This window comes from Ornithinibacillus caprae, assembly GCF_009728145.1.
Lineage (GTDB): Bacteria > Bacillota > Bacilli > Bacillales > Amphibacillaceae > Ornithinibacillus > Ornithinibacillus caprae.
The window spans coordinates 1-21,000 of sequence record NZ_WOCA01000028.1; the positions used below are offsets into that span (position 1 = coordinate 1).

Annotated in this window: 22 protein-coding genes; 7 read left to right on the top strand and 15 right to left on the bottom strand. The window is 33.4% G+C overall.

What is annotated here, in order from left to right:
- Positions 1 to 472: 472 nt before the first annotated feature.
- On the top strand, positions 473 to 712 hold the full coding sequence (locus GMD78_RS20400) for a DUF362 domain-containing protein (RefSeq protein WP_155671736.1): 240 nt from the start codon (positions 473 to 475) through the stop codon (positions 710 to 712).
- Between the two features lie 33 nt (positions 713 to 745).
- On the opposite strand, the gene GMD78_RS20405 is transcribed toward GMD78_RS20400, so the two are convergent.
- Positions 746 to 1,015 (bottom strand): acylphosphatase, encoded by a 270-nt coding sequence (locus GMD78_RS20405; RefSeq protein ID WP_155671738.1) that lies wholly within the window; start codon positions 1,013 to 1,015, stop codon positions 746 to 748.
- A 130-nt stretch (positions 1,016 to 1,145) separates the two neighbouring features.
- Here GMD78_RS20405 and GMD78_RS20410 point away from each other — a divergent pair, with 130 nt between their 5' ends.
- Entirely contained in the window at positions 1,146 to 2,681 is a 1,536-nt protein-coding gene (locus GMD78_RS20410; RefSeq protein WP_155671740.1) for an FAD-dependent oxidoreductase, read from the top strand.
- Positions 2,682 to 2,706: 25 nt separating this feature from the next.
- Here the strand turns inward: GMD78_RS20410 and GMD78_RS20415 are convergent, their stop codons facing one another.
- Positions 2,707 to 3,585, bottom strand: coding sequence for a LysR family transcriptional regulator (locus GMD78_RS20415; protein WP_155671742.1), 879 nt, complete (start codon positions 3,583 to 3,585; stop codon positions 2,707 to 2,709).
- A 115-nt stretch (positions 3,586 to 3,700) separates the two neighbouring features.
- Here GMD78_RS20415 and GMD78_RS20420 point away from each other — a divergent pair, with 115 nt between their 5' ends.
- Positions 3,701 to 4,780: a citrate/2-methylcitrate synthase gene (locus tag GMD78_RS20420; protein WP_343042462.1), complete on the top strand. Its 1,080-nt coding sequence runs from the start codon at positions 3,701 to 3,703 to the stop codon at positions 4,778 to 4,780.
- Between the two features lie 191 nt (positions 4,781 to 4,971).
- On the opposite strand, the gene GMD78_RS20425 is transcribed toward GMD78_RS20420, so the two are convergent.
- From GMD78_RS20425 to GMD78_RS20440, 4 genes are all read right to left on the bottom strand, one after another.
- Complete coding sequence (locus tag GMD78_RS20425; RefSeq protein WP_155671744.1) at positions 4,972 to 5,622, bottom strand: Type 1 glutamine amidotransferase-like domain-containing protein; 651 nt, start codon at positions 5,620 to 5,622, stop codon at positions 4,972 to 4,974.
- A 1,020-nt stretch (positions 5,623 to 6,642) separates the two neighbouring features.
- On the bottom strand, positions 6,643 to 7,347 hold the full coding sequence (locus GMD78_RS20430) for a metallophosphoesterase family protein (RefSeq protein ID WP_155671745.1): 705 nt from the start codon (positions 7,345 to 7,347) through the stop codon (positions 6,643 to 6,645).
- A 210-nt stretch (positions 7,348 to 7,557) separates the two neighbouring features.
- Positions 7,558 to 8,547 carry a zinc-dependent alcohol dehydrogenase family protein gene (locus GMD78_RS20435; protein WP_155671747.1) on the bottom strand — a complete coding sequence of 330 codons (990 nt, stop codon included), beginning with the start codon at positions 8,545 to 8,547 and terminating at the stop codon, positions 7,558 to 7,560.
- Between the two features lie 471 nt (positions 8,548 to 9,018).
- Positions 9,019 to 9,207: a hypothetical protein gene (locus GMD78_RS20440; RefSeq protein WP_155671749.1), complete on the bottom strand. Its 189-nt coding sequence runs from the start codon at positions 9,205 to 9,207 to the stop codon at positions 9,019 to 9,021.
- Between the two features lie 441 nt (positions 9,208 to 9,648).
- Between GMD78_RS20440 and GMD78_RS20445 the strand changes: the two genes are divergently transcribed.
- Positions 9,649 to 10,455, top strand: a complete 807-nt coding sequence (locus tag GMD78_RS20445) for a DUF6612 family protein (protein ID WP_155671751.1) — start codon at positions 9,649 to 9,651, stop codon at positions 10,453 to 10,455.
- 197 nt (positions 10,456 to 10,652) lie between these two features.
- Here the strand turns inward: GMD78_RS20445 and GMD78_RS20450 are convergent, their stop codons facing one another.
- The 4 genes from GMD78_RS20450 to GMD78_RS20465 form a co-directional block, all read right to left on the bottom strand.
- On the bottom strand, positions 10,653 to 11,444 hold the full coding sequence (locus GMD78_RS20450; protein ID WP_155671753.1) for a CAP domain-containing protein: 792 nt from the start codon (positions 11,442 to 11,444) through the stop codon (positions 10,653 to 10,655).
- Between the two features lie 666 nt (positions 11,445 to 12,110).
- Entirely contained in the window at positions 12,111 to 12,998 is an 888-nt protein-coding gene (locus tag GMD78_RS20455) for a glycine betaine ABC transporter substrate-binding protein (protein WP_155671755.1), read from the bottom strand.
- Between the two features lie 2 nt (positions 12,999 to 13,000).
- Positions 13,001 to 13,675 carry a cysteine hydrolase family protein gene (locus GMD78_RS20460; protein ID WP_155671757.1) on the bottom strand — a complete coding sequence of 225 codons (675 nt, stop codon included), beginning with the start codon at positions 13,673 to 13,675 and terminating at the stop codon, positions 13,001 to 13,003.
- 13 nt (positions 13,676 to 13,688) lie between these two features.
- Positions 13,689 to 14,183 (bottom strand): GbsR/MarR family transcriptional regulator, encoded by a 495-nt coding sequence (locus GMD78_RS20465; protein ID WP_246187723.1) that lies wholly within the window; start codon positions 14,181 to 14,183, stop codon positions 13,689 to 13,691.
- A 198-nt stretch (positions 14,184 to 14,381) separates the two neighbouring features.
- On the opposite strand from GMD78_RS20465, the gene GMD78_RS21800 reads away from it, so the two are divergent.
- Positions 14,382 to 14,504, top strand: a complete 123-nt coding sequence (locus GMD78_RS21800; RefSeq protein ID WP_281349744.1) for a hypothetical protein — start codon at positions 14,382 to 14,384, stop codon at positions 14,502 to 14,504.
- A gap of 314 nt (positions 14,505 to 14,818) precedes the next feature.
- On the opposite strand, the gene GMD78_RS20470 is transcribed toward GMD78_RS21800, so the two are convergent.
- Entirely contained in the window at positions 14,819 to 15,286 is a 468-nt protein-coding gene (locus GMD78_RS20470) for a hypothetical protein (RefSeq protein WP_155671761.1), read from the bottom strand.
- A gap of 310 nt (positions 15,287 to 15,596) precedes the next feature.
- On the opposite strand from GMD78_RS20470, the gene GMD78_RS20475 reads away from it, so the two are divergent.
- Positions 15,597 to 16,220, top strand: a complete 624-nt coding sequence (locus GMD78_RS20475) for a CGNR zinc finger domain-containing protein (protein ID WP_155671763.1) — start codon at positions 15,597 to 15,599, stop codon at positions 16,218 to 16,220.
- Positions 16,221 to 16,478: 258 nt separating this feature from the next.
- On the opposite strand, the gene GMD78_RS20480 is transcribed toward GMD78_RS20475, so the two are convergent.
- The 4 genes from GMD78_RS20480 to cysK all read right to left on the bottom strand — a co-directional run bounded on the left by GMD78_RS20480 (position 16,479) and on the right by cysK (position 19,528).
- A complete protein-coding gene (locus GMD78_RS20480) occupies positions 16,479 to 17,144 on the bottom strand; it encodes a DNA alkylation repair protein (RefSeq protein WP_155671765.1) in 666 nt (221 codons plus the stop codon).
- Positions 17,145 to 17,207: 63 nt separating this feature from the next.
- Positions 17,208 to 17,726, bottom strand: a complete 519-nt coding sequence (locus GMD78_RS20485; RefSeq protein WP_155671767.1) for a hypothetical protein — start codon at positions 17,724 to 17,726, stop codon at positions 17,208 to 17,210.
- A gap of 116 nt (positions 17,727 to 17,842) precedes the next feature.
- Positions 17,843 to 18,463 carry a CAP domain-containing protein gene (locus GMD78_RS20490; protein WP_155671769.1) on the bottom strand — a complete coding sequence of 207 codons (621 nt, stop codon included), beginning with the start codon at positions 18,461 to 18,463 and terminating at the stop codon, positions 17,843 to 17,845.
- Positions 18,464 to 18,610: 147 nt separating this feature from the next.
- Positions 18,611 to 19,528 carry a cysteine synthase A gene (gene cysK / locus GMD78_RS20495; RefSeq protein ID WP_155671771.1) on the bottom strand — a complete coding sequence of 306 codons (918 nt, stop codon included), beginning with the start codon at positions 19,526 to 19,528 and terminating at the stop codon, positions 18,611 to 18,613.
- A gap of 592 nt (positions 19,529 to 20,120) precedes the next feature.
- Between cysK and GMD78_RS20500 the strand changes: the two genes are divergently transcribed.
- A complete protein-coding gene (locus GMD78_RS20500) occupies positions 20,121 to 20,957 on the top strand; it encodes a COX15/CtaA family protein (protein WP_155671773.1) in 837 nt (278 codons plus the stop codon).
- The last annotated feature ends 43 nt before the right edge of the window (positions 20,958 to 21,000 follow it).

Genomic DNA, 21,000 nt, shown 5'->3' on the forward strand with positions numbered 1-21,000 from the left:
CTTACGAAGTAAATGATCTTGGGGTACTAAGTCTTCTATACTTACAAATTCCACTTCATTTTGAGTATTATTTCTAGTATGAAACACAGTTACCACCGCCTTATATTGTTACTTATATTATAACAAATTAACGCGGTGAATTGTTAAAGTATTCTAAATAAAAAACAGGCTGTCGAGGGTTTTTCGACAGCCTGACTAACAGGCAAAATGCCTGTTAGTTTTTTAAATATAAATTAGTTAGATAGTTCCTAGGCTTCCTTATAAAATATATCCCCATGGCGGATCGTATCTTTCATTTTAATCCTCCTAATAATGGTAACTGATAAACGGTATGAGAAATTTACAATAAGGTGAATATATGAGTAAATACTTGAAAAAAGGTTGTTTGGTAGTATAGAATTACTATATTATGGCATTATCAATGGATTATTATCTGGTTAAAATTTATGTTGGTATAAAGGAGGAGTCTTACATGGCTTTTGTTATTACATCACCTTGTAAAACCGAAAAAGCTGGCGAATGTGTAGAAGTATGTCCTGTTGATTGTATTGAAGAAGGAAAGGACATGTTCTATATTGACCCTGATATATGTATAGACTGTGGAGCTTGTGAAGCAGTTTGTCCTGTAGAAGCAATCTATATGGAAGATGAAGTACCTGAAGAAGAAACAGAATATATTGCCTTAAATCGTAAATTTTTTGAAGATAGGTAAATAAAAGATAACCACTACTAAATAGTAGTGGTTTTAGTTTAGAATTTGAAAGTCCTTATAACCTGTATGATTTAATATCGTCGTTTTGATATTATTCACTTGCATAAACGGGTGAAACCCTTTTTTAATATCATTTAATAGTAAATCAATTTTCATTTGATCACCCTCTACTTCTAGTTCGACTGTTCCATCGTCCCTATTTTTCACCCATCCAGTTAGATTGTATTTATCAGCCTGCAGCTTCGTAGAATAACGAAATCCAACCCCTTGAACTTTTCCACTAACAATTCCATGAATTCGCATCCGAAACTCTCCTCATTATATTTTCATCTAACCCTATTGTTACATAAATATACTGGAAAAAATAAATATCTTACTTCATTATATTTCCTCTTCTGGTAATACTAAAAACATATAATTAAGGAGGGATCTTATGAACGACCAGCAAATGCCACAATTTCCAGAACCATTTTGGCGAGAATCTGTTCAACTTCCAGAATATCCTAAGCTAGAAGAAACTATTCAAACAGATGTAGGTATAGTAGGTGGTGGAATAACAGGTATTACAGCGGCATATTTACTTGCTAAAGAAAATATTAAAGTGACATTACTAGATGCAGGTGTTTTATTAAACGGAACTACAGGTCACACTACAGCAAAAATAACTGCTCAACATGGATTAATTTATGATGAGTTTATACAACACTTTGGATTAGAAAAAGCATCACAGTACTATAAAGCAACTACAGAGGCAAAAGAATTTATTGAAAGTACGATAAACAACTATAAAATTGATTGTGATTATTCCAAAGAAGATGCTTATGTATTTACGAATTCCGATCAGTATCTATCTCAATTAGAGACAGAAAGTAAGGCATACGATCAACTAGAAATTGATGGTGAAATACGTGACGACATCCCATTAGATCTAAAAGTGAAGTCAGCTTTAGTCATGAAAAATCAAGCGCAATTTCACCCATTAAAATATTTAAAAACACTGGTTAAAGAAGCTGAAAAAAATGGTGTCCAAATTTTTGAAAATACAACAGCCGTTGATGTAGAGTATTATAAGCATCCTGCAATTATTACAAGGGATGGGCATCGGGTGAAGTGTAAATATGTGATTGCAGCATCGCATTTTCCATTTTATGATCGACAAAGTTTTTATTTTGCCCGAATGTATCAGGACAGATCTTATGTGTTAGGAATTAAAACGAAGCAAACATTTCCTGGTGGAATGTATATTAATGCTGAAGACCCAACAAGATCTATTCGAGCTACTAAGATGAATGGTGAAGACTTGTGGTTAATAGGTGGAGAGCATCATAAAACTGGACAAGGTAAAACAACTATAGAGCACTATAATGCATTAAAAGATTTTGCAGAAGCTAAGTTTGACGTTACAGAAATTCCTTTTAGATGGTCAGCTCAGGATTTAACAACGTTGGATAAATTACCATACATTGGACCTGCAACAGAGCATGAAGAGTCCGTTTTTGTGGCTACAGGGTTTCGGAAATGGGGAATGACAAATGGAACCATCGCTGCAAAAATTATTAGCGATAAAATTGTAAAAGGTGAAAATGAATATGAAGAATTATACTCTCCTCAAAGGTTTCAAGCAGATCCTGCGCTTAGAAAATTTACTAGCATTAATGCCGACGTAGCAAAACATATGGTAAAAGGAAAATTAGAATTTACACATAATAGTATTAAGGGTCTTTCTCCAGATGATGCTACTGTTACTCGAATAAATGGTAAACGAACTGGTGTGTATAAGGATAAAGAGGAAAAATTATATGCTTTAGATACCACCTGTACACATATGGGATGTGAGGTCGAATGGAATTCAGGAGATAGAACTTGGGATTGTCCTTGTCATGGTTCTAGATTCTCGTATACCGGAGAAGTCGTGGAAGGCCCAGCAAAGAGACCGTTACCAAAAATAGTTCTAAAAGAAACGAAATAAGCAGTGTGCCAGCTGCTTATTTTTGTTAGCTATAATAGAAATTAGAAATAAAATCTATAAACTCATGATCCACTAAATGCTCATGTTTATATATCAAGTACATGGATGCTTGTGGCATACGAATAAAATCTACAGGAACTTCAAGAAGCCTTCCTTCCATTAATTCTCGTTGAATGATAGAACGTGGGAGGATACTAACACCGATCCCTTCAAGAACAAACCGTTTTGTTATGTAGGACTGATTCACTTTCATTAACCTTAAAATAGGGATACTTTCGTTTAGCTGTTTTTTTATTTCATCCCAATAAACGGGGTGATTATCTGTAAATAGGATGTTCTCTTCAAGTATTTCCTTTGCATCGATTATTGGACCTGATTCACTATCATAACCATCATGCCTACATATAAGACTAATGGATTCTTCGTGGAATTTTATCGTTGTTAAATTAGATATACCAGGCATACAGGATAATCCTAAATCAATTTCTCCACTCTGTAATAAATGTGGGATGTCTATTGATTCTTTCACGGTGATGGATAACTCTACATGGGGATTAGCTTGAATGTATTTGTGGATCACAGTAGGAAGTACTGTTTCAGCAAGCAAAGGGGAAATAGCAAGTCTAATTGTTTTATGAAACCCTTGTTTAAATCGGTTCACTACTTCTAAACTATTATTGTATTGTGAGATAATTGCTTTAGCTTCATCATAATAAACTCTTCCAAATTCTGTTAAGTAAACATTTCTCCCTTTTTTTACAAATAGTTTTTCACCTAATTCCTTTTCTAATTGTTTAATTTGAAACGTGATTGCAGGTTGTGTTACATACATTTTTTCGGAAACAATGCGGAAATTTTCATGCTCAGCAGCCATGATGAACGTTTTTAGGGCTTTTATATCCATTAGGATTTCCTCCGATTAATTAAGTATATTTATTATTATACTAAAAATTATTAAATTTTAATAATCATTTTCTTCTATTATACTTAAAGAAAGAAAAGGGAAGGGGAGAGATGTAGTGGAATATCAACCCGGTTTAAAAGGAATTGTTGCTGCTGAGTCAGAATTAAGTTTTATTGATGGGATAAATGGAGTTTTATTATATCGCGGTATTCCAATCGAAAGACTTGTAGAAAAATATTCATTTGAAGAAATAGTATATTTTCTTTTATATGGAGAGTTCGCTAACTTAGCGGAAATAGAAAAATTCAAAGAGAAATTAATTGAAAATCGGCAAATTCCTATATATGTTCAACATATTATTGATGAATTACCACCTAATGTTGCGATGATGGATGTTTTACGAACAGCCATTTCATCACTCGAATTATCAGAAACGAATATATATGAAGATGCAATTAAACTAATTGCAATATTTCCCACAATTATCGCGTATAGGTATCGCAATATAATGGAAAAAAGTATTATTTCTCCAGATGTTACCCATAGCCATGTAGAAAACTTTTTGTATATGTTAACTGGTGAAATGGATCAAACAAAAGCAAAAATACTAGAAGCTTACTTAATTTTAACGATGGAACATGGGCTAAATGCATCTACATTCTCAGCAAGAGTTACCATTTCTACAGAAAGCGATCTTGTTGCAGCTGTTACGAGTGCTTTAGGTACGATGAAAGGTCCATTGCATGGTGGTGCGCCAACTGGGGTTATTGATTTATTAAATGAAATAAGAACATTTGATCGCATAAATGAAGTGATAATGGAAAAACTAATGAATAAGGAACGAATTATGGGCTTTGGCCACAGAGTTTATAAAACAATCGATCCACGAGCAGAATCACTTAAGAAAATGATTGTAACCTTAGAAAATTTACCAAAATGGATGGAGTTAGCTGTTAAAACGGAGCAGGAAACACTTAAAATTCTTCATGATTATAAGCCAAATTATAAATTATATACGAATGTAGAATATTATGCAGCAGCAATTCTTAAGACACTAGATTTAGATCCCAATTTGTTTACTGCAATATTTAGCTCGAGCAGAATTGTTGGTTGGTGTGCACATGCAATTGAACAAAGACGTAATAATTCAATTTTTAGACCAGATGTAAAATATATTGGAGAAATGCGCTATTAAAATTATATAGCGCATTTTTTATTTTTGTCTCACTATCATAAGTATACTTTGATTATGAGACATGTTTTAATGTTCTTTTATTAACTTCTGATAATAAATATTATGTAAACTAGGAAAAATAATAAATTTATAGTAATTATGGACTTTACTTCCGATAATGACGAATTGCACAAGTTAGTTAAATAAGGATCCTACTTTTCTGAGTCCCTATTCTTCGCCAATCTTATTTTATTTCTTTTACTAATGTGAAAAACATCATTAATAGGTGTAACTACTTTTTTATTCCAAAATAATGCACTACCATTCGGAATTGCGTATATATTCCTTTTGTCCGACAAAGGAATTAATTCTTCGTCTATCGTTTCTTCATAGTGAACCTCTACACTAAAGTCTACAAATCCTAAACCTTTAATTACTTGTGTTTGAGGATAATCCTCACCTTTAGTGATTATACAATCTCCACAAAAAACTAACGCACCTGCACTAACACCAACCATTAATCCCGAAAATTCTTTGACAACTTGTATCAATTCTTTTTCAACTAAACTCTTCATTAACTTTTCTGGTCTTCCACCAGTAAAATAAAGTACATTATGTTCTTTAATTTCATTTTTCATTTCTTGATTTGTGAGTCGAGAGTTGAGAAGTTTAATTTCCTCCACCCCTATATCCTCAAATGACATTTTGGCAGAGTTAAGCCATCTTTCAATTTTTGATTCCTCCGTCGCAAAAGGAATTATTAATATTTTATTCCCTACTTCAACGTAATTTGATAAATAATTCATTACATCATCAAGTTCCCCAACAAGAGGGTTTCCTCCCCCAATAAAGCATAATCTCATAAGCGTTCTCCTCAATATGTATTTTCTCTACGTTACACTCATTTTACCTTAAATAGCTTTATTTTTTCTTCAACTCTTGCACCCAATTGTAGAGCAAGAAATTGATTACTTATTATTACTGTTTGATTCAGCGTCTTTAGCTTCCTTTTTCTTTTTTCTTAGAAAATGTCCAACCCAAAATGAGAAAATGGCTAAAACAATCAAACCAACAATTTTAAGCCAAATTGAGCCTAAATTCATCACGTAAGACATTGCTGGGAATAATATCAATATATAGATGATGGCTATTTTTAACTCCAGTTTTTTGTAATCCTTTAAACTACTAATTTTAATACCCCCTTAGTTAACTAACCTGTCCCGTTGAAGTGCTTAATATTCTAAATCTTATATGTATTTTAACTTAAATATCCAATGGTTAAGAACAATGTTAAACAAAAATCTGATCCGACTAAAGAAATCAGTCACATTATAAAGAACTTCTTTAAATTACATTCTTCTATCAAAGTTATTTGTTGCATAGTTTTATATCCAGTAGTATTAAAAGCATTTCTTATTCCGCATTACTTCACCGTTAGCTTAATAATATCTAACATAATACTAGCATAAAAATTCAAACATATTTATCTGTATTATTGTGAAATTTAACTTTATTATAAGTAAAATTATGACATTAATCAGTATCACAATAATACTTATAAAAAACAAAAATCCTAAATATCATTAGGATTTAATCGTTAGTATTATTGTGCAACTGGTCACGATGTGTTCAAAGACATGAAAGTCTAAACTAAAAATTTACTCATCATTATACAACCTTATTAAAAATGATCAAAACGGGATAATTTATTTTATAAAATTTGTTTATTATTATTAGCAACTATTATTAATCGACGCTCATATAAGGTTTACTCCTTATCAGCATTTAACTACATTTTCTACAATGCTTCGTTTGCTGAGGTACACTTCTTTAAAATCTTATTTAAACATTTATATTTATTACTTAAAATACAATTTTGTTAATCAAGGTCCCTCAAAAGGTGGATTTAAGTAATGTTCAGCGAAATCTTCTTTATAAGGTGTGTTAGTTTTAAGAATTCTTTCGGAAGCCCTTTTTGTATCATATGGTGTTACCTTTAATTCAACTTTAGGACCGAGTAAAGCCCAACAAGCTCCACTTGCTCGACTTTGTAATCCTACACTCCCGGCATTTACAATACGTTTTTGATCGACAATTCGATCAAACTGGATGTGAGTATGTCCACAGACAATAATATCTTGTAAAACACATTTAATCATTGGTCGTATTTCGTCATCAGTAGTATTTACTCTAATCGCTTCTTCATCGCTGCGGGGAGAACCATGTACAAATAAGACTTGTCCTAAACCATTAATACTCAAAGTTCTTTTTTCTGGCAAATTCTTCAAGAATCTTAATTGCTCTTCTGTTAATTGATCTGCACACCAATTATTTAATTCAACAGTATAATCATCTAACCCTTTTTCCTTCCCATAACGGAAGGAAACTTCACGATCAACGTTACCTCTAATAAAAATAAACTCATTCTTATAATCCATTAAAAGATCCATTACTTGACGTGGTTCGGGTCCCCAAGCTAAATCCCCGCCTACAACAACTTGATCAATATTATCTTTTCTAATCTCTTCTAAAACTGCTTTTAATGCCGAATAGTTTGCATGAATATCATAAATAGCAGCCACACGCATTTAAATACCTCCTCCATTGGTATTTCTATAAATTAATTACTCATATTATCCATAGCCATTCTGATTGGAGATCTACGTTACTTCAATAACTGTTATCTTAATAGTAACATAATATTCTAAAAATAATTTGTATTTTGGAATAAAAAAAGACGACCAATTTATGATCACCTTGTTTTACTATTGCCCTGTTACTTTAACAAAATATATCCTTTAACCTTTTAAAATCACTTTTCCTTTGGTGTTATTTAAGGATTCAACAACATGAACTGCCTCTTTTACATTTGATAAGTCATATTGAGAATATACGCTCCTTAAACGTAATCTTTTATCATTTATTAGTGTTATCACATGATTAAAAGTATCTTGCCATATTTTTGTTGAAACATTTTTATTCCAATGCCGCAAATGAAAAATATTCGCTTTCACTTTCGCCTTATTTGCAATTGCTCCCCAATCAACTTGTATCCCCGACAAAAGACCTATTGTTAAAAAAACACCGTTAGGATGAACAGAAAAAGCTAAATTAGTACCAGGTGCCCCCCCAACTGAATCAATAGCAGCATTAGCACCAAGTCCATTTGTTAATTCCATAACCGTTTCATATAATGAGTTTTTCGAAGTATCAATCACATAAGAAGCACCTAAGTGTAGTAAATCCTCTGTATGTTTATTATTTCTAGTTACCGCAATTAGCCGAAATCCAATCACCTTTGATAGTTGCGCAAAAATACGCCCAATGGAAGAACCACAAGCATTTACCAATAAAGCATCATTTGGTCTTAACTTTAAAACTTCCGTACATACAACCCACGCTGTAATTGGATTTATATACATCTGTGAAGCAATAAAATCATCAATAGAATTCGGTACAACAACTGCTAAATCTGATGTTGTCTTAACATATTCTTGCCATGTTCCATCCCCTCGTAAAGGTAAGACACGTTTACCAATAAGACTTTGAGATACGGAAGTCCCCACATTTTCTACAATTCCGACACCTTCATAGCCAGGGATATTCGGTAGTGATATACGATGAGAATAAGACCCTCTAATCGGTATTAAATCAGAAGGATTGATAGGACGTGCTACCATACGGACAAGGACTTCATTATCTTTGGGTGGTTCAATGCTAATATTTTCAACTTTTAATACATCTTGAGGACTTCCACATTCGTAAAATTTAATACAATTAGCAAACAAAACAATAAGTCATCCTTTATAAAATAAGTTAGTTGTATTTTTAGTTATACCACCTTTCACTAAACTGCTCCGTTAGTGCAAGATTTCCATAACCAATTCTAACATAATATTCCAAAAACAGGTTTTAATATTTTTAGATTAGAAAAAGGCGATCATTTATGACCGCCTTGTTTAGTTAAAGCCCCTTTTACTTTAAGTGCGTTTCTTCACAATATACTAGAAAGGATGACTTATTTTGAAGTCATCCCTCTTTAATATTTCATTAATTTATTACAGACTTCCAAGCATTATAAAATTCCTGTACAGTTGAATACCTTCTCTTGCGGTCTTTTTCGACTGTCTCTTAGTGCATATTAAATTACAAAAAGTTTGTTGAGTTTTACCAAAAGAAACGACAATCAATTACTTAGTTCACCTTGTTAACCTCTCCCCCTTTAGTAACAAAAAATGAGTGATTATTAAGGTCCGTTCTTATTTTTCTACAGAATCTTTTGAACCTGAAAATGGGTAAAAAATTAAGTAAAAAACTAATAGAACAGCAATAAGTCCTCCAAAACCAGAAGTTATGATAGAAGATTCTTCTGGGTATTGCCATTTAAGAAACCCTAGAATGCTGACTAGTATCCATCCGATTATATGAATCTTTGTTTGTGGTTTCAATCTTATCAAGCCTCCACAATTTAAATATATATAATTCACTTTTATTCAACCACTAAACTAACTGCTTACGTTAGCTTAATAACCTCATAATACAATACTAACGTAATATTCCGGAAATAATATTGAGATTTTACTATAAAAAAGACGATGCACTTTATGATCGCCTTGTTTAACTTTTTACCCTTTAGTTGGGTCTCAGTATGTATTATAAAATCGATATTTAACAGTGACTTCTATCCACCTAATTCCACACACTTTTGTAGGTTTTAAAAGTCCAAAGAATACCCCCTTGTAGCTATGGATAATTTCGAAAATATTCTGTTAAATAATTCTATAAATATTTTTTCATGCTATAATGACAACAAAATGGCTTTCGTTCAATATATTGGCTAATGTAAGTCTGAAAAAGTGTTTCTATTCATGGGGGGGGATTTCTTTAAAATGAAAAAAATATGTTTCATTTTGTTATTTCTTGTTATAGCTTCATCCTGTTCCACAAAAGAAGAAACTGAAGGCTATAGAATGACGTCTATTGAGGAGCCTAATGAAAAAAACGCCATTATAGAAAAAGCTCAAACTGCTGCAAGGGAAATCCAAAGCATGAAGACAATAACGATATTAACTCAACACTTTACAGGAGATTCAATCAATGAGGAAACCACAATGCAAATTAATAATAACTTAATGTTTGATCCGCTTTCTTCTAGTGTACATGTCTTGATGACCACATTAGGACAAAATGAGGAATTTGCCATGTATTCTAATGAAGATGCTACTTATTTTACAGATAATCCGAACACTGAGAGTGAAACTTGGCAAAGACTTCCTGACACTGATCACGAAGAAATTATCGCAGATTATAAAAGTACCACTTCTTTCATCAATTATGATATTTTAGTTGAACATATAGACGAATTAATTGTGAATGATGTTGACATAGAGTATTATGAACTGATCTTAAATGGAGACTCTAACATCTATCATGAATTACTTACACAAGATAATTTGGTTGAAACAGCCGAGGAGCAAGCTTCTGTCGATGAGTTTACATTTTCAGCCAAGCTCGAGAAGGATACGGGTCATCTCATCGATTTCGAAACAAAGATGTATGGTACAGTGGAATTTGAGGGAGAAGTTATTAGCCTTTTTGAAACCATGACTTTATATGTTGAAGGCATTAATATATTTGAAGATGAAAACTCTTTAGTTCCAATTGGAGTCGAACGGTATATTGAAAATAATGAATAAAATTTAAGGATTAACTCGATGGTGTTGCATTAGCCAGTTAACTACTTACTGTAGATAACTGGATATTGTTTGTATTCCCCCCCCTTTCAAATTCCTGGTAATTAGCAGCTAGATCATTTGTTTCATCCATTAGAATAGCTAAACCTCAAATATAAAAAGAGACTAGCATTTATGCTAATCTCTTCAGGTGTTGAAATTTATTTGCCGATAAATTGTTGTGTCCAAAGGTTTCCTTGTTCCACATACCCTACACCAATGTGCGTAAAGTTCGCATTTAAAATATTTGCACGGTGGCCTTCACTATTCATCCATGCATTTACCACTTCTTCTGGAGAGCGTTGGCCTTTAGCAATGTTTTCGCCTGCAGTACGGTAAGTTATTCCATAGCTTTTCAACATGTCAAATGGTGAACCATAATTTGGGCTATTATGGCTAAAGTAATTATTTGCTGCCATATCACGTGATTTTTCTCTCGCTACTTTACTTAATTCTGTATCAATTTTCAGAGGAGCTAAGCCATTTTTCTCTCTCTCTTGATTTGTAAGCTCTACTACTTCTTGCTCGAATTGACTAAGTTCAGATTCTTGAGATTGACTTTTTTTAGTTTCTTCAGCTTTTTGTTCTGTTGCTTGTTCTTTAGCTGGTTCCTGTACAGGTGTTTGTTCCTTAGTTGGCTCTTTTACTGGCTGTTCTTTTTGCTCAGACTCTTCTGGTTGAGCAGGTTCTTCCTTTTGTACTGGCTTTTCATTTTGTTTTGTGTTCACATTTGATTCTTTCCAATCACTGTGATATTTTTCCAACAGTTTATTGATTAGATCATTTATTTTTGCTTGTGCTTCTTCCCCGCTTAAACTACCATTTTCTTCATTGATTGAATAGTAGGTTTTATAGTTAAACGAATTATTTGATTCGGCATTTGCTGTATCAAAAGCTGCTCCAAAAATAAAAGCTGCTGATAAAGCTGTAACCATTCCAAGTTTCTTAAACATTGATATTTTCCTCTCCTTTTCGCTAAAAATATGTTTATCAACTTACGTTCACATCATAACATACGATTTTTGTAATATTTGTGGGTTAATTTTCCATTAATATTATTTAGTATCCTCTCTTACCATCCTCAGTATTTTAAAACACTAGAGTTATTTAATATAACAGAAGAATAAAATTTCTAAATTAATTGGAATTAAATGAGGTAAAAGGAAATAAATTCTAGGAATATAGTATTGACAACATGTTTACAAGTGAGGGTTTTGTAATAATTATGGCAATCTTGTAATTTAAGTTTCAACTTATTTACAGGTTATAGAAGCATAATAAACGAGGAGTTGATATACTTTTTTTGGAAATCATAATCATTAATACAGATAGTAATTCTATTCATAACATGTTAGTAGTTTCTCGTTTTTCTACTGTACTCCTACAGAATAAAAGGAATTGTTCAGTCAAATATATCTTCTAGATTCCATGGTTTGATAATGTTTGGGATTGTTTAAACGAGATTCGCCAAAAAACCCCTCCAAATAGTAGACTATCCCCCAAATTAGGATGCACTACAATTACTATTCATACTTTATTCAACATAATAAGTATAATACTCCATTGAAACTATAAATAAAGGGACTAGCCACCAGGCTAGTCTCCCCTACTTCTATCAATTATTTACCTATCATTTCATCTACTTGATCTCTATTCTCTTCAATCCATTCAGCTGCTGATTCTTCAAATGATACACCATTCTCATAAGCTAACATCATTTCTTCTAAATCAGATACCTCGATGCTCCAATTTGATAGGATTTCATATGCTTCAGGATATTTATCTTCTATTCCTTGATATGATAGTACATAAACATTGTCGTATTTAAAGTTTTCCTCTGTGTCCTCTAAGAATTTTAGATCATACTTAGCAAACATAGAGTGTGGACGCCAGCCAGTAATGACAAACGGTTCTTCATTTCTTATTTTAGAATCAATAACTCCCATCATAGCTGATTCACTAGAAGGTATTAACTCAAAACCATCCATGTTGTAATTTTCATTCTGCATAACTTCTTCGGAAATATCAACAATTCCAGCTCCAGGTTCAATCGTAACAACTTCTCCGTCAAACTTATCTGCTTTACCTTCTAAATCAGCAATTGTTTCCTCATCAACATAGCTTGGAACAACCCAGCCTAAAGGAACATTTTCATAACTAGTGGTTACTTTTTGTAAATCATCCTTATACTCTTCCCAAAGTGCAGCCTCAGTGTATGGTAGCCATGCATCCATAAAGAAATCTACTTCCTCAGATTGCAGTCCTTGGAAAATAAGTGGTTGCGATAAGAGCGAAACTTCTACCTCATAGCCTACTTCCTCTAATATTTGCTTTACAATTTCAGTAGGAGCTTCTGTACTAGTCCATGATGTTTGTCCAAAAACGATCTTTTCAGTAGGACTTTCATTGTCCAGATTTTGTTGTGCTTCATTTTCGTTATCTTCCGTTTTGCATGCTGCAAGTGTCACGAGTACTAAAATAATTAATAAGTTCATTATTTTTTTCATTTCTACTCTCCCCTTCTTTTTTGCTCAAAGTTTTTGAAAACTTCCCTCATGTTGTCAGGAGTGAATGGAAGTGAATCAACCTTTGTGGGCTCCCAGACGTTATAATCATCCTGATTTATTACATTAATCATATCTTCTGTATCATAAATTTTTATGTTGTACACCCAATTAGCCATGATCATGAGAGAGGCCATATGAGCACCTTCATTAGATGTTGTGCACAAATCTTTTATGAGGTGTACGTTATAATCTCTAAAATAGGCATCAAATACCGATGTCATTAAACAGCCATCAGTTACAACGCCACCAATTAATATATTATTCACCCCTAAACTTTTTAAAGTAAGGTCGAGATTTGTTTCATAAAAAGCGCTCCAACGGTATTTATCAATAACAATATCGTTATTCATTGGTTTAAGCTCATCAATGATCTCTATCTTTTCACTGGTGTCGTTATAAAAATATGGAGTACCATCATCGTTTAATGGTTCACCTAAAGATAAGGCAACCCCACCTGCTCGATTTATTTGTCTAGTATAAATAATCGGTATATTAGCTTTCCGACATGCATCGATAACTTTACTTGTGTTCTGAATGACTTCTTCCATTCCGAATAAGCCAAAGTCTGATTCTTTTTGAAGGTCAATTAAGACAAGTGCTGATTCTTTGATGTTCATAGTTGAAACTCCTTTACTCCTTTTTCTTTGGGAAATAATCAAATATTTCTCCCGACTCCATAGAATTGGCTAGTCGCATAATCCAATCTAAATATTCTCTTGAATCCTTCATTAAATCTAGATCTCTTGTAGCAGTCTTGGTAACACGTTCATCTGTTCCATTCGTTGAAAGTTCCTCTATTATTGGTTCGGTTTGTTCTAATGCTTTCATGATCAAACCTCTTTCAAGCCGAAGCATTTTTACAAAGAAGTTTAAGAAGTTTCTTAGAAAATCTTTTTCAGCTATATAGTGATCCTTACGTTCTCCTTTTTTCCATACCTTGCTGACCATTTCTGTATCAATTAATTCCCTAATCCCATTACTTACACTAGCCTTACTCATAGCTACTTGATCTTTAATTTCATCAAGTGTTAACGGGTCTTCAGAAAAGTATAGAACGCCATAAATTCTCCCAACCGATGGCGTAACACCATAAATGACCATAGCCTGTGCGATTGCACTAATCATAATATCATGTGCTTCTTCTAGTTTTGCTTGTTCGTTATTCAGAATTTCCCCCTCCTTGACATACAGTTTGTATAATTTATTTAATTTATATTAAACACATTAAACAAATTATAAGTCTTTGTCAAGTTGCTAAGTTGAAAAAAGATACATAGGACAAAATTATAAGCAAATATAACTTAAAGAGGAGGATGATACATAATGAAATATATTGATTTGCAAATGGTAATGTTTGTAGGAATTTCTATGGTCCATGACTATTGGGTATATTGGGGGTTACCTCGAGTGTATTATTTTTATTCCGATCCAAAGGAAAAGGAATAGTTACTTGGGAGTAAATTGATTCAAAAATTAAAAAAAGCGAACAGATCATGTTCGCCAATTAGATAGAAATTATTTTTAGTTCGTTTTTTCCCTTCTTTTGTAACAGCAAAATCGAGTTTCATCTCTTTGATATGATTAACATATTACTCTCTTGGTCGATTTGACTTTAATCTTGATCAGCAACTCACCTTGTAGAAAGTCCTTCAATGATAGGATGGAATACATATATTGGACAGATGGCCTCAAAATTGATAGGTGCACCTATGCGTCTACTAGTTCCGATACTCGGTTAATGATCAAACTTTATGTCAAAGCTACACCTTGACTACTTTTAACATTTGACGGATGGCTCCAAGATGATATGCTGAGTGAGCTAAAGAAGATAACGCTTCAATGGCAAGTTGTTCATTCCATTCAATAGTATCAATCGATTCCAAAAGTGTTAAGTATTCACTTCGCAATCCTTCCTGAATTCGGTTCCATTTCTGTTCATCTACTGAATGAATAGCCCAACTCTTTTCCCAATCCATTTCCGGTTGTTTCCGTTTTTTTAAGAATTCATTGGTTCCCCACATGTGATAGCGGACGTGATCAGTATGTGCAGCCAATGTTGTTCCATGAACTGACATTGAGGCTTGGTCGCAAGATATTCCCTCTAGTACACCGAAAATTCCAGAATTCGGTTCAGAATTGGTGAACCAACTTCCTTTTACAGGAACTGGGGGTCCTTCGAATGTTTCCTTTACCAACGTTTTAACCGAGTTTCTTAATGTTTCACTCATGTTTATCCCCTCCAATAAATTTTTGTTATACATACACACAACTGTCAATTGAAATATTAACCGGTCAAATAAAATACGATTCGCACCACTCCTTTTCACATTCCTTTCACTCTCCATTGTAAAACGATTTTCAAGTGAAGACAGTATATTGTTCACAGGTGTATATAACCTTCTAAAAATGTTTTGATGGTTATAATTATGAAGTAGTTGATTATAACTGTCAATACCTTTTATAATGGTTATAGGAAAAAATTCAACGTTATATTGCCTGGGATGTCAAAATACTTTCGGTAAGACAAGGAGAAGTTACATGTCTGATATAAATAAAGATGTACACGAGTATGATTTTCTCGGCGGACGTTTGTGTTTGGATTTTGCCAATACAGTAGGTTGGCACGATAGCAGTGAGAAATCACAGGAGTTGCTGACGAGTTACGAGAAGCTGGTAAACTGGAGTTTGCAAGCCAATATTCTAAAAAAACAACAAGCGCATTCACTACTTAAAAAAGCAGAAAATCAACCTGCTAAGGCAAAAGAGGTTCTCCAACAAGCTATTGAGTTGAGGGAATCAATTTACCAAATTTTTAGTCTAGTATCAAACAATGAAACACCAGCCTCTAAAGATCTTTCTATTTTAAATGAAGCCTTAGGCAAAGCTTACGGGATGATGCGATTAGTGCCTGGTGAAAATATATTTTCATTGGAATTTTTGAATTGTGAAGAATCATTAGACGGAATGCTTCCATCAATTGTTCAATCTGCTATAGACATTCTCACTTCTGAAAAAGAACTAAGTAGGGTGAAAAAGTGTGAAGGGGATCCGTGTGGTTGGCTATTTTTGGATACAAGCCGAAATCGTAGTAGACGTTGGTGTTCGATGGCAGACTGCGGGAATCGTGCAAAAGCAAAGCGATTTTATCATAATAAAAAATAATAGCTTCTAATACGGAGTTATTTTGCTTAAAAAGGCACAATGCAATCTCTCTTTCAACCATAGGCTTCATCAAGCCTTTACACACCTAATATCAGCCTTTTATGTCATCAATAAACAATGTTATTGATATTCAACAAACGGCGTTTTTCCAGAGTAACAAAAAAGTCCAATTTCTCAATTTTAGTACTGAGAAAATTGGACTTTTTGTTAATTTCCTTAACTTTTTCCTGACGCTACCCCTTTTTCAAGTTCTTAACCTTAACTTATATACTTACTCCCTTCTCTTATACTGATTTTCGGTAAATTATTTTCTTCGATAAACTGTTTAACAAACCTTGGATTTGTTTTGGAATATTCTCGTAAGGACCATCCGATAGCTTTTTGTATAAAAAATTCATTGCTACTAGCGTTTTGCTTTATGTATTGAGATAATTTATTTTCGTCTGTTTCTGCCTTAAACTTTAACTGATAAAGGATAGCTGAACGTCGTAGCCATAGGTTTTGTCCCTCCGACCAGCCATCTATTGTAGCTTCTATTACACTAGGATGATCCTTGGCAATTTTTCCAACCGGCTTTTGGGCAAGCATATCTACCGTATCCCACCATGATTTTGTTGTGATTAGTTTTTCGAAAAAAGGTAGCTGTTCTTTGCCTATCTTCTGTAATGAACGTTCAATATAGTCTAATGCGATGTTTTGGTATTCGCGTTCATCTAGTTCCCATAGTTCCATAACAAAATCTGGTTGAAAATCTTCTTTAAGAATGTTACTTTCTCTAAAAAATATGTTGGATACTTTTCTTCTAATAGGAGTTTTTATACCTAAAAACGGAAAATGATTTTTCATGTATTTTTCCATTTGAATCGCATTCTCTCTATTGCGATATTTTTCTAGCATTACTTTTAATTGTATAATTCTGCTCATATTATTCCTCCATATTTGAAGCATACCTTTATGTTCATATACTATGGAAAATGAAAAAACTAATCATTCATAACCTCCTTTTGCCTTAGGAAGATTTTTATATTCTTCTTTTCTTTTTACTTTACTATAAATGTAATTGCGTAACTGTATAAGTTGTTTGGCATCTTCAGTCGACTCACAATATTTTCCAGAGATTAAAAGTTTGGTGGTTTCTCCATTGATGGTAATTTTCCATTCATCGTCTTCGTAAGGTTCTTGCATGCAGGTGGTAACAGGTATAAGATTCTTCTCCGCAAGAATATTAATACCTCTCATTTTTTCATAAATATCTAGCATCTCCTCACCAGTAAACGTGGTAGTAGTCGTAACTTTTCCATCTTCGATTAAATCCTTTGTTAGGGTATTTTCATACGTGTTGATTTCGTTGTTTTTATTAATTCCAGACTTCAATGAAAAATTAAAGTCTGTAGGCATATCTTTTGGCATGTTTTTTTCATTTGAATTTTCATTGCTACGTTCTACATTAAAGAAGCAGCCCGATAAAATAGGTAAGATCATTAGTAGGAAAAATATACGTAACATTCGAACCCCTCCATGATTCCCTTTATATATTAGACTACTCTATTACTATGATTGTTTCATTAATACAAATAAGGTATTAGGAAAAATAATCCTAATACCTATCTGCTATTCGTATTCTAATTTCCAATAAACATTTGTACCCAAGCACCTTGGTAATAACCAACACCTATTGAGTCAAACTCCGGTTTTAAGATATTTGCTCTATGTCCTGAAGAGTTCATCCAAGCATTCATTACTTCTTCTGGGGTCTTCTGACCTTTTGCGATATTTTCACCTGCAGTACGATAGCTAATACCAAATGTCCTTAGCATATCAAATGGTGACCCATAGTTCGGGCTATTATGAGAAAAATAGTTGGAATTAATCAAATCCATCGCTTTTTTCTCAGCTACATTTTTAATATCAGCACGATGCTGTAACGGAGACAGTCCATTTTTTGAGCGCTCCTGATTGACTAGTTGTGCAACCTGTTCTTCAAAGGAACTTGGACTAGATGCAGTATCACGCAATCGGATAACGGAACCGATTTGCATATTTAATGGCTCTACATCAGGATTTAATCTCATCAACTCACGGTAATCCAGCCCATAACGCTGAGCAATAAACCAAAAGGAATCCCCTTTAGAAACCTTGTAAAAGTCAAAAGGTGGTTCATTAAACGTTTTTATTTCCGCCTTAGTTACCATCGGAAAAGCTAATGCAAACACTAAAAATAAAACAGAAAATTTTCTAAGCATGTACTCACCTCCAGTGATCCCTATTCTGTTTTCTGCTACTATTTTTTCTTAACCAATTTTCTAGATTCATGGTTATTATTGGAAATAGATAACAGTTGGTATTCAAAACAAAGAAAGAGACTGTTTTTAACACAGTCTCCATCAAAATTATTCAAATAAATTCATGCTTAAATATCTTTCTCCAGTATCTGGAGCAATACAAACGACTTTCTTCCCTTTCCCTAACTTTTTAGCAACTTCTATTGCGGCAAAGATTGCAGCCCCAGCGGACAGACCTACAAATACTCCTTCCTTACTAGCAACTTCTTTAAACATATATACAGCATCATCGTCTTGGATTTGCATAATTTCATCATAAATATCGGTATTTAAAATGGATGGTATAAATCCTGGACTGGTTCCTACTAATTTATGTCTCCCTGGTTTTCCTCCCGATAATACTGGTGATCCTTTAGGTTCAACCACCGTAATATGTAGATTAGGTAAATGTTCTTTTAACGTTTCACCTGTTCCTGTAATTGTCCCTCCAGTTCCAGCAGTACAAATAAATGCATCTAATTCCCCATCCATTTGGGATAAAATTTCTTTTGCAGTAGTTGTACGATGAATATCAGGGTTTGCTATGTTTTCAAATTGTTGCGGGATAAAGCTGCCTGGAATCTCTTTTTTAAGTTCTAATGCCTTCCTAATAGCTCCAGGCATCTTTTCATCACTTGGCGTTAATACTACTTTTGCTCCATATGCTCGTAAAACATTCCGTCTTTCTTGCGTACTATTATCTGGCATTACGAGGATTGCTTTATAGCCTTTGGCTGCTGCATTCATCGCAAGTCCAATCCCGGTATTACCACTTGTTGGCTCGATAATGGTATCACCAGGTTTAATCAAACCTTGCTCTTCTGCCTTTGTAATCATATTAAACGCAGCTCGGTCTTTGACACTTTTACTTGGATTATACATCTCAAGTTTTACATAAACAGTCGCAGCATCTTCTGGCACAATTTTATTCAGACGCACAATTGGCGTTTCTCCAATTAATTCTGCAATATTTTGGACAACTTTCATTCTTAGTCAGCCTCTCTTCATCAAATTCCAAATCTATTCTACATATTAACAAACAATACCATTCAAATTCCAATACTTCCTATTAAATTTGGGTTTGTAGGTATATTAATACTATTTTTACCAAAAAATCCTAAAAAATGGAGAATTATTTTGGAAAAACGGGGTAAGATACTGTTGTAAGTGAGATTGAGCATTAGAGTACGGAATAGTTCCCTTATTCTAGCGCTTAATTTCACACAAAAAAAATTTAGGAGGGTCATTAGATGGCTAATAGAAACAATCGCAACAACAACAATAACGACAACAACAATAACAACAATGCGAACAATGTTGAATTTGCGAACGAGAACGAGTTTCTTGACAACGACGATTTAAACAACAACAACAATAACAACAATCGTAACAACAATCGCAACAACAACAACCGCAACAACAACAATCGATAAGTACATTCTTATCAACGAAAAACCTGCATCTTTTTTGATGTAGGTTTTTTGTTTTAATAGTACAGATGTGATAGAGACCACAATGAAAATTCTAACTATTTGCTACACTATGACTAGTTCATAATTTACAAAAAGGAGTGTAGCATTTGGGGACAACAAAATTAGCATTTTTAACCATTGTTCTTACCTATTTCTTAATTGTATTTGGCGGTTATGTGGCATCTTCTGAATCTGGAATGGGGTGTGGACCGGATTGGCCATTATGTAATGGAGAAATTATACCAGATTTAAAAGGAGATACCTTAATCGAGTTTGGCCATCGATTAATAGGTGCGTTCTTACTTGCACTAACGCTTGTTTTATACGTTAAAATGGAGAAGAATTATAAAAAACCTGCTATAAAAAGGTTGGCACTAGTGATGCTTGGATTATTAGGACTACAATTAGTTATGGGAGCAATAGTTGTATTCTATCATTTACCTTCTGTAGTTATAACCATTCATTTACTTATTGCCATGGTATTTTTAGCGATATTAATTATTTTTTGGAGATTAGATTATCCAATTAAGTTAAAATCCACCAGGATAAAAAATCACCTGACCTATTTAATTTTATTAATTTTAGTGACGATTGGATTAGGAGCATATGTAAAACATCAACATTATGGATTAGCATGTGGGTGGTTTTCTTGCACGCAAACGTTCATACCTAAAACTGTGCCTCAGATTTTTCAAACGATCCATCGTTTTTTAGCTGCAGTTTCAGCTGTATATTTCCTCTATATTACATACATGATCTACAAAATTGATCTTTCTAATCTGAAAATTCGGTTTCTCTTAGCTCTTTTCGTTATGTTTGCTCAGCTAATTATCGGCATTATAACAATTCAATCATCCATTTCGATTTCTTATGCAGTACTACATCTAGCTGGAGCTACATTAATTTTTGCGCTCATAGTAGAAGCACGAACGATTCTACGATAAAAACTAACCTTGGTATAAACTTATGACTTTCATGCAAAATATA

What these genes read in the sequence shown, in the direction of transcription:
- GMD78_RS20485 (WP_155671767.1), bottom strand. Translation starts at nt 17,726, where the DNA reads ATGTTACGTATATTTTTCCTACTAATGATCTTACCTATTTTATCGGGC.
- GMD78_RS20415 (WP_155671742.1), bottom strand. Translation starts at nt 3,585, where the DNA reads ATGGATATAAAAGCCCTAAAAACGTTCATCATGGCTGCTGAGCATGAA.
- GMD78_RS20450 (WP_155671753.1), bottom strand. Translation starts at nt 11,444, where the DNA reads ATGTTTAAGAAACTTGGAATGGTTACAGCTTTATCAGCAGCTTTTATT.
- GMD78_RS20400 (WP_155671736.1), top strand. Translation starts at nt 473, where the DNA reads ATGGCTTTTGTTATTACATCACCTTGTAAAACCGAAAAAGCTGGCGAA.
- GMD78_RS20445 (WP_155671751.1), top strand. Translation starts at nt 9,649, where the DNA reads ATGAAAAAAATATGTTTCATTTTGTTATTTCTTGTTATAGCTTCATCC.
- GMD78_RS20405 (WP_155671738.1), bottom strand. Translation starts at nt 1,015, where the DNA reads ATGCGAATTCATGGAATTGTTAGTGGAAAAGTTCAAGGGGTTGGATTT.
- GMD78_RS20470 (WP_155671761.1), bottom strand. Translation starts at nt 15,286, where the DNA reads ATGAGTGAAACATTAAGAAACTCGGTTAAAACGTTGGTAAAGGAAACA.
- GMD78_RS20480 (WP_155671765.1), bottom strand. Translation starts at nt 17,144, where the DNA reads ATGAGCAGAATTATACAATTAAAAGTAATGCTAGAAAAATATCGCAAT.
- cysK (WP_155671771.1), bottom strand. Translation starts at nt 19,528, where the DNA reads ATGAAAGTTGTCCAAAATATTGCAGAATTAATTGGAGAAACGCCAATT.
- GMD78_RS20465 (WP_246187723.1), bottom strand. Translation starts at nt 14,183, where the DNA reads ATGATTAGTGCAATCGCACAGGCTATGGTCATTTATGGTGTTACGCCA.
- GMD78_RS20430 (WP_155671745.1), bottom strand. Translation starts at nt 7,347, where the DNA reads ATGCGTGTGGCTGCTATTTATGATATTCATGCAAACTATTCGGCATTA.
- GMD78_RS20425 (WP_155671744.1), bottom strand. Translation starts at nt 5,622, where the DNA reads ATGAGATTATGCTTTATTGGGGGAGGAAACCCTCTTGTTGGGGAACTT.
- GMD78_RS20455 (WP_155671755.1), bottom strand. Translation starts at nt 12,998, where the DNA reads ATGAAAAAAATAATGAACTTATTAATTATTTTAGTACTCGTGACACTT.
- GMD78_RS20490 (WP_155671769.1), bottom strand. Translation starts at nt 18,463, where the DNA reads ATGCTTAGAAAATTTTCTGTTTTATTTTTAGTGTTTGCATTAGCTTTT.
- GMD78_RS20475 (WP_155671763.1), top strand. Translation starts at nt 15,597, where the DNA reads ATGTCTGATATAAATAAAGATGTACACGAGTATGATTTTCTCGGCGGA.
- GMD78_RS20460 (WP_155671757.1), bottom strand. Translation starts at nt 13,675, where the DNA reads ATGAACATCAAAGAATCAGCACTTGTCTTAATTGACCTTCAAAAAGAA.
- GMD78_RS21800 (WP_281349744.1), top strand. Translation starts at nt 14,382, where the DNA reads ATGAAATATATTGATTTGCAAATGGTAATGTTTGTAGGAATTTCTATG.
- GMD78_RS20410 (WP_155671740.1), top strand. Translation starts at nt 1,146, where the DNA reads ATGAACGACCAGCAAATGCCACAATTTCCAGAACCATTTTGGCGAGAA.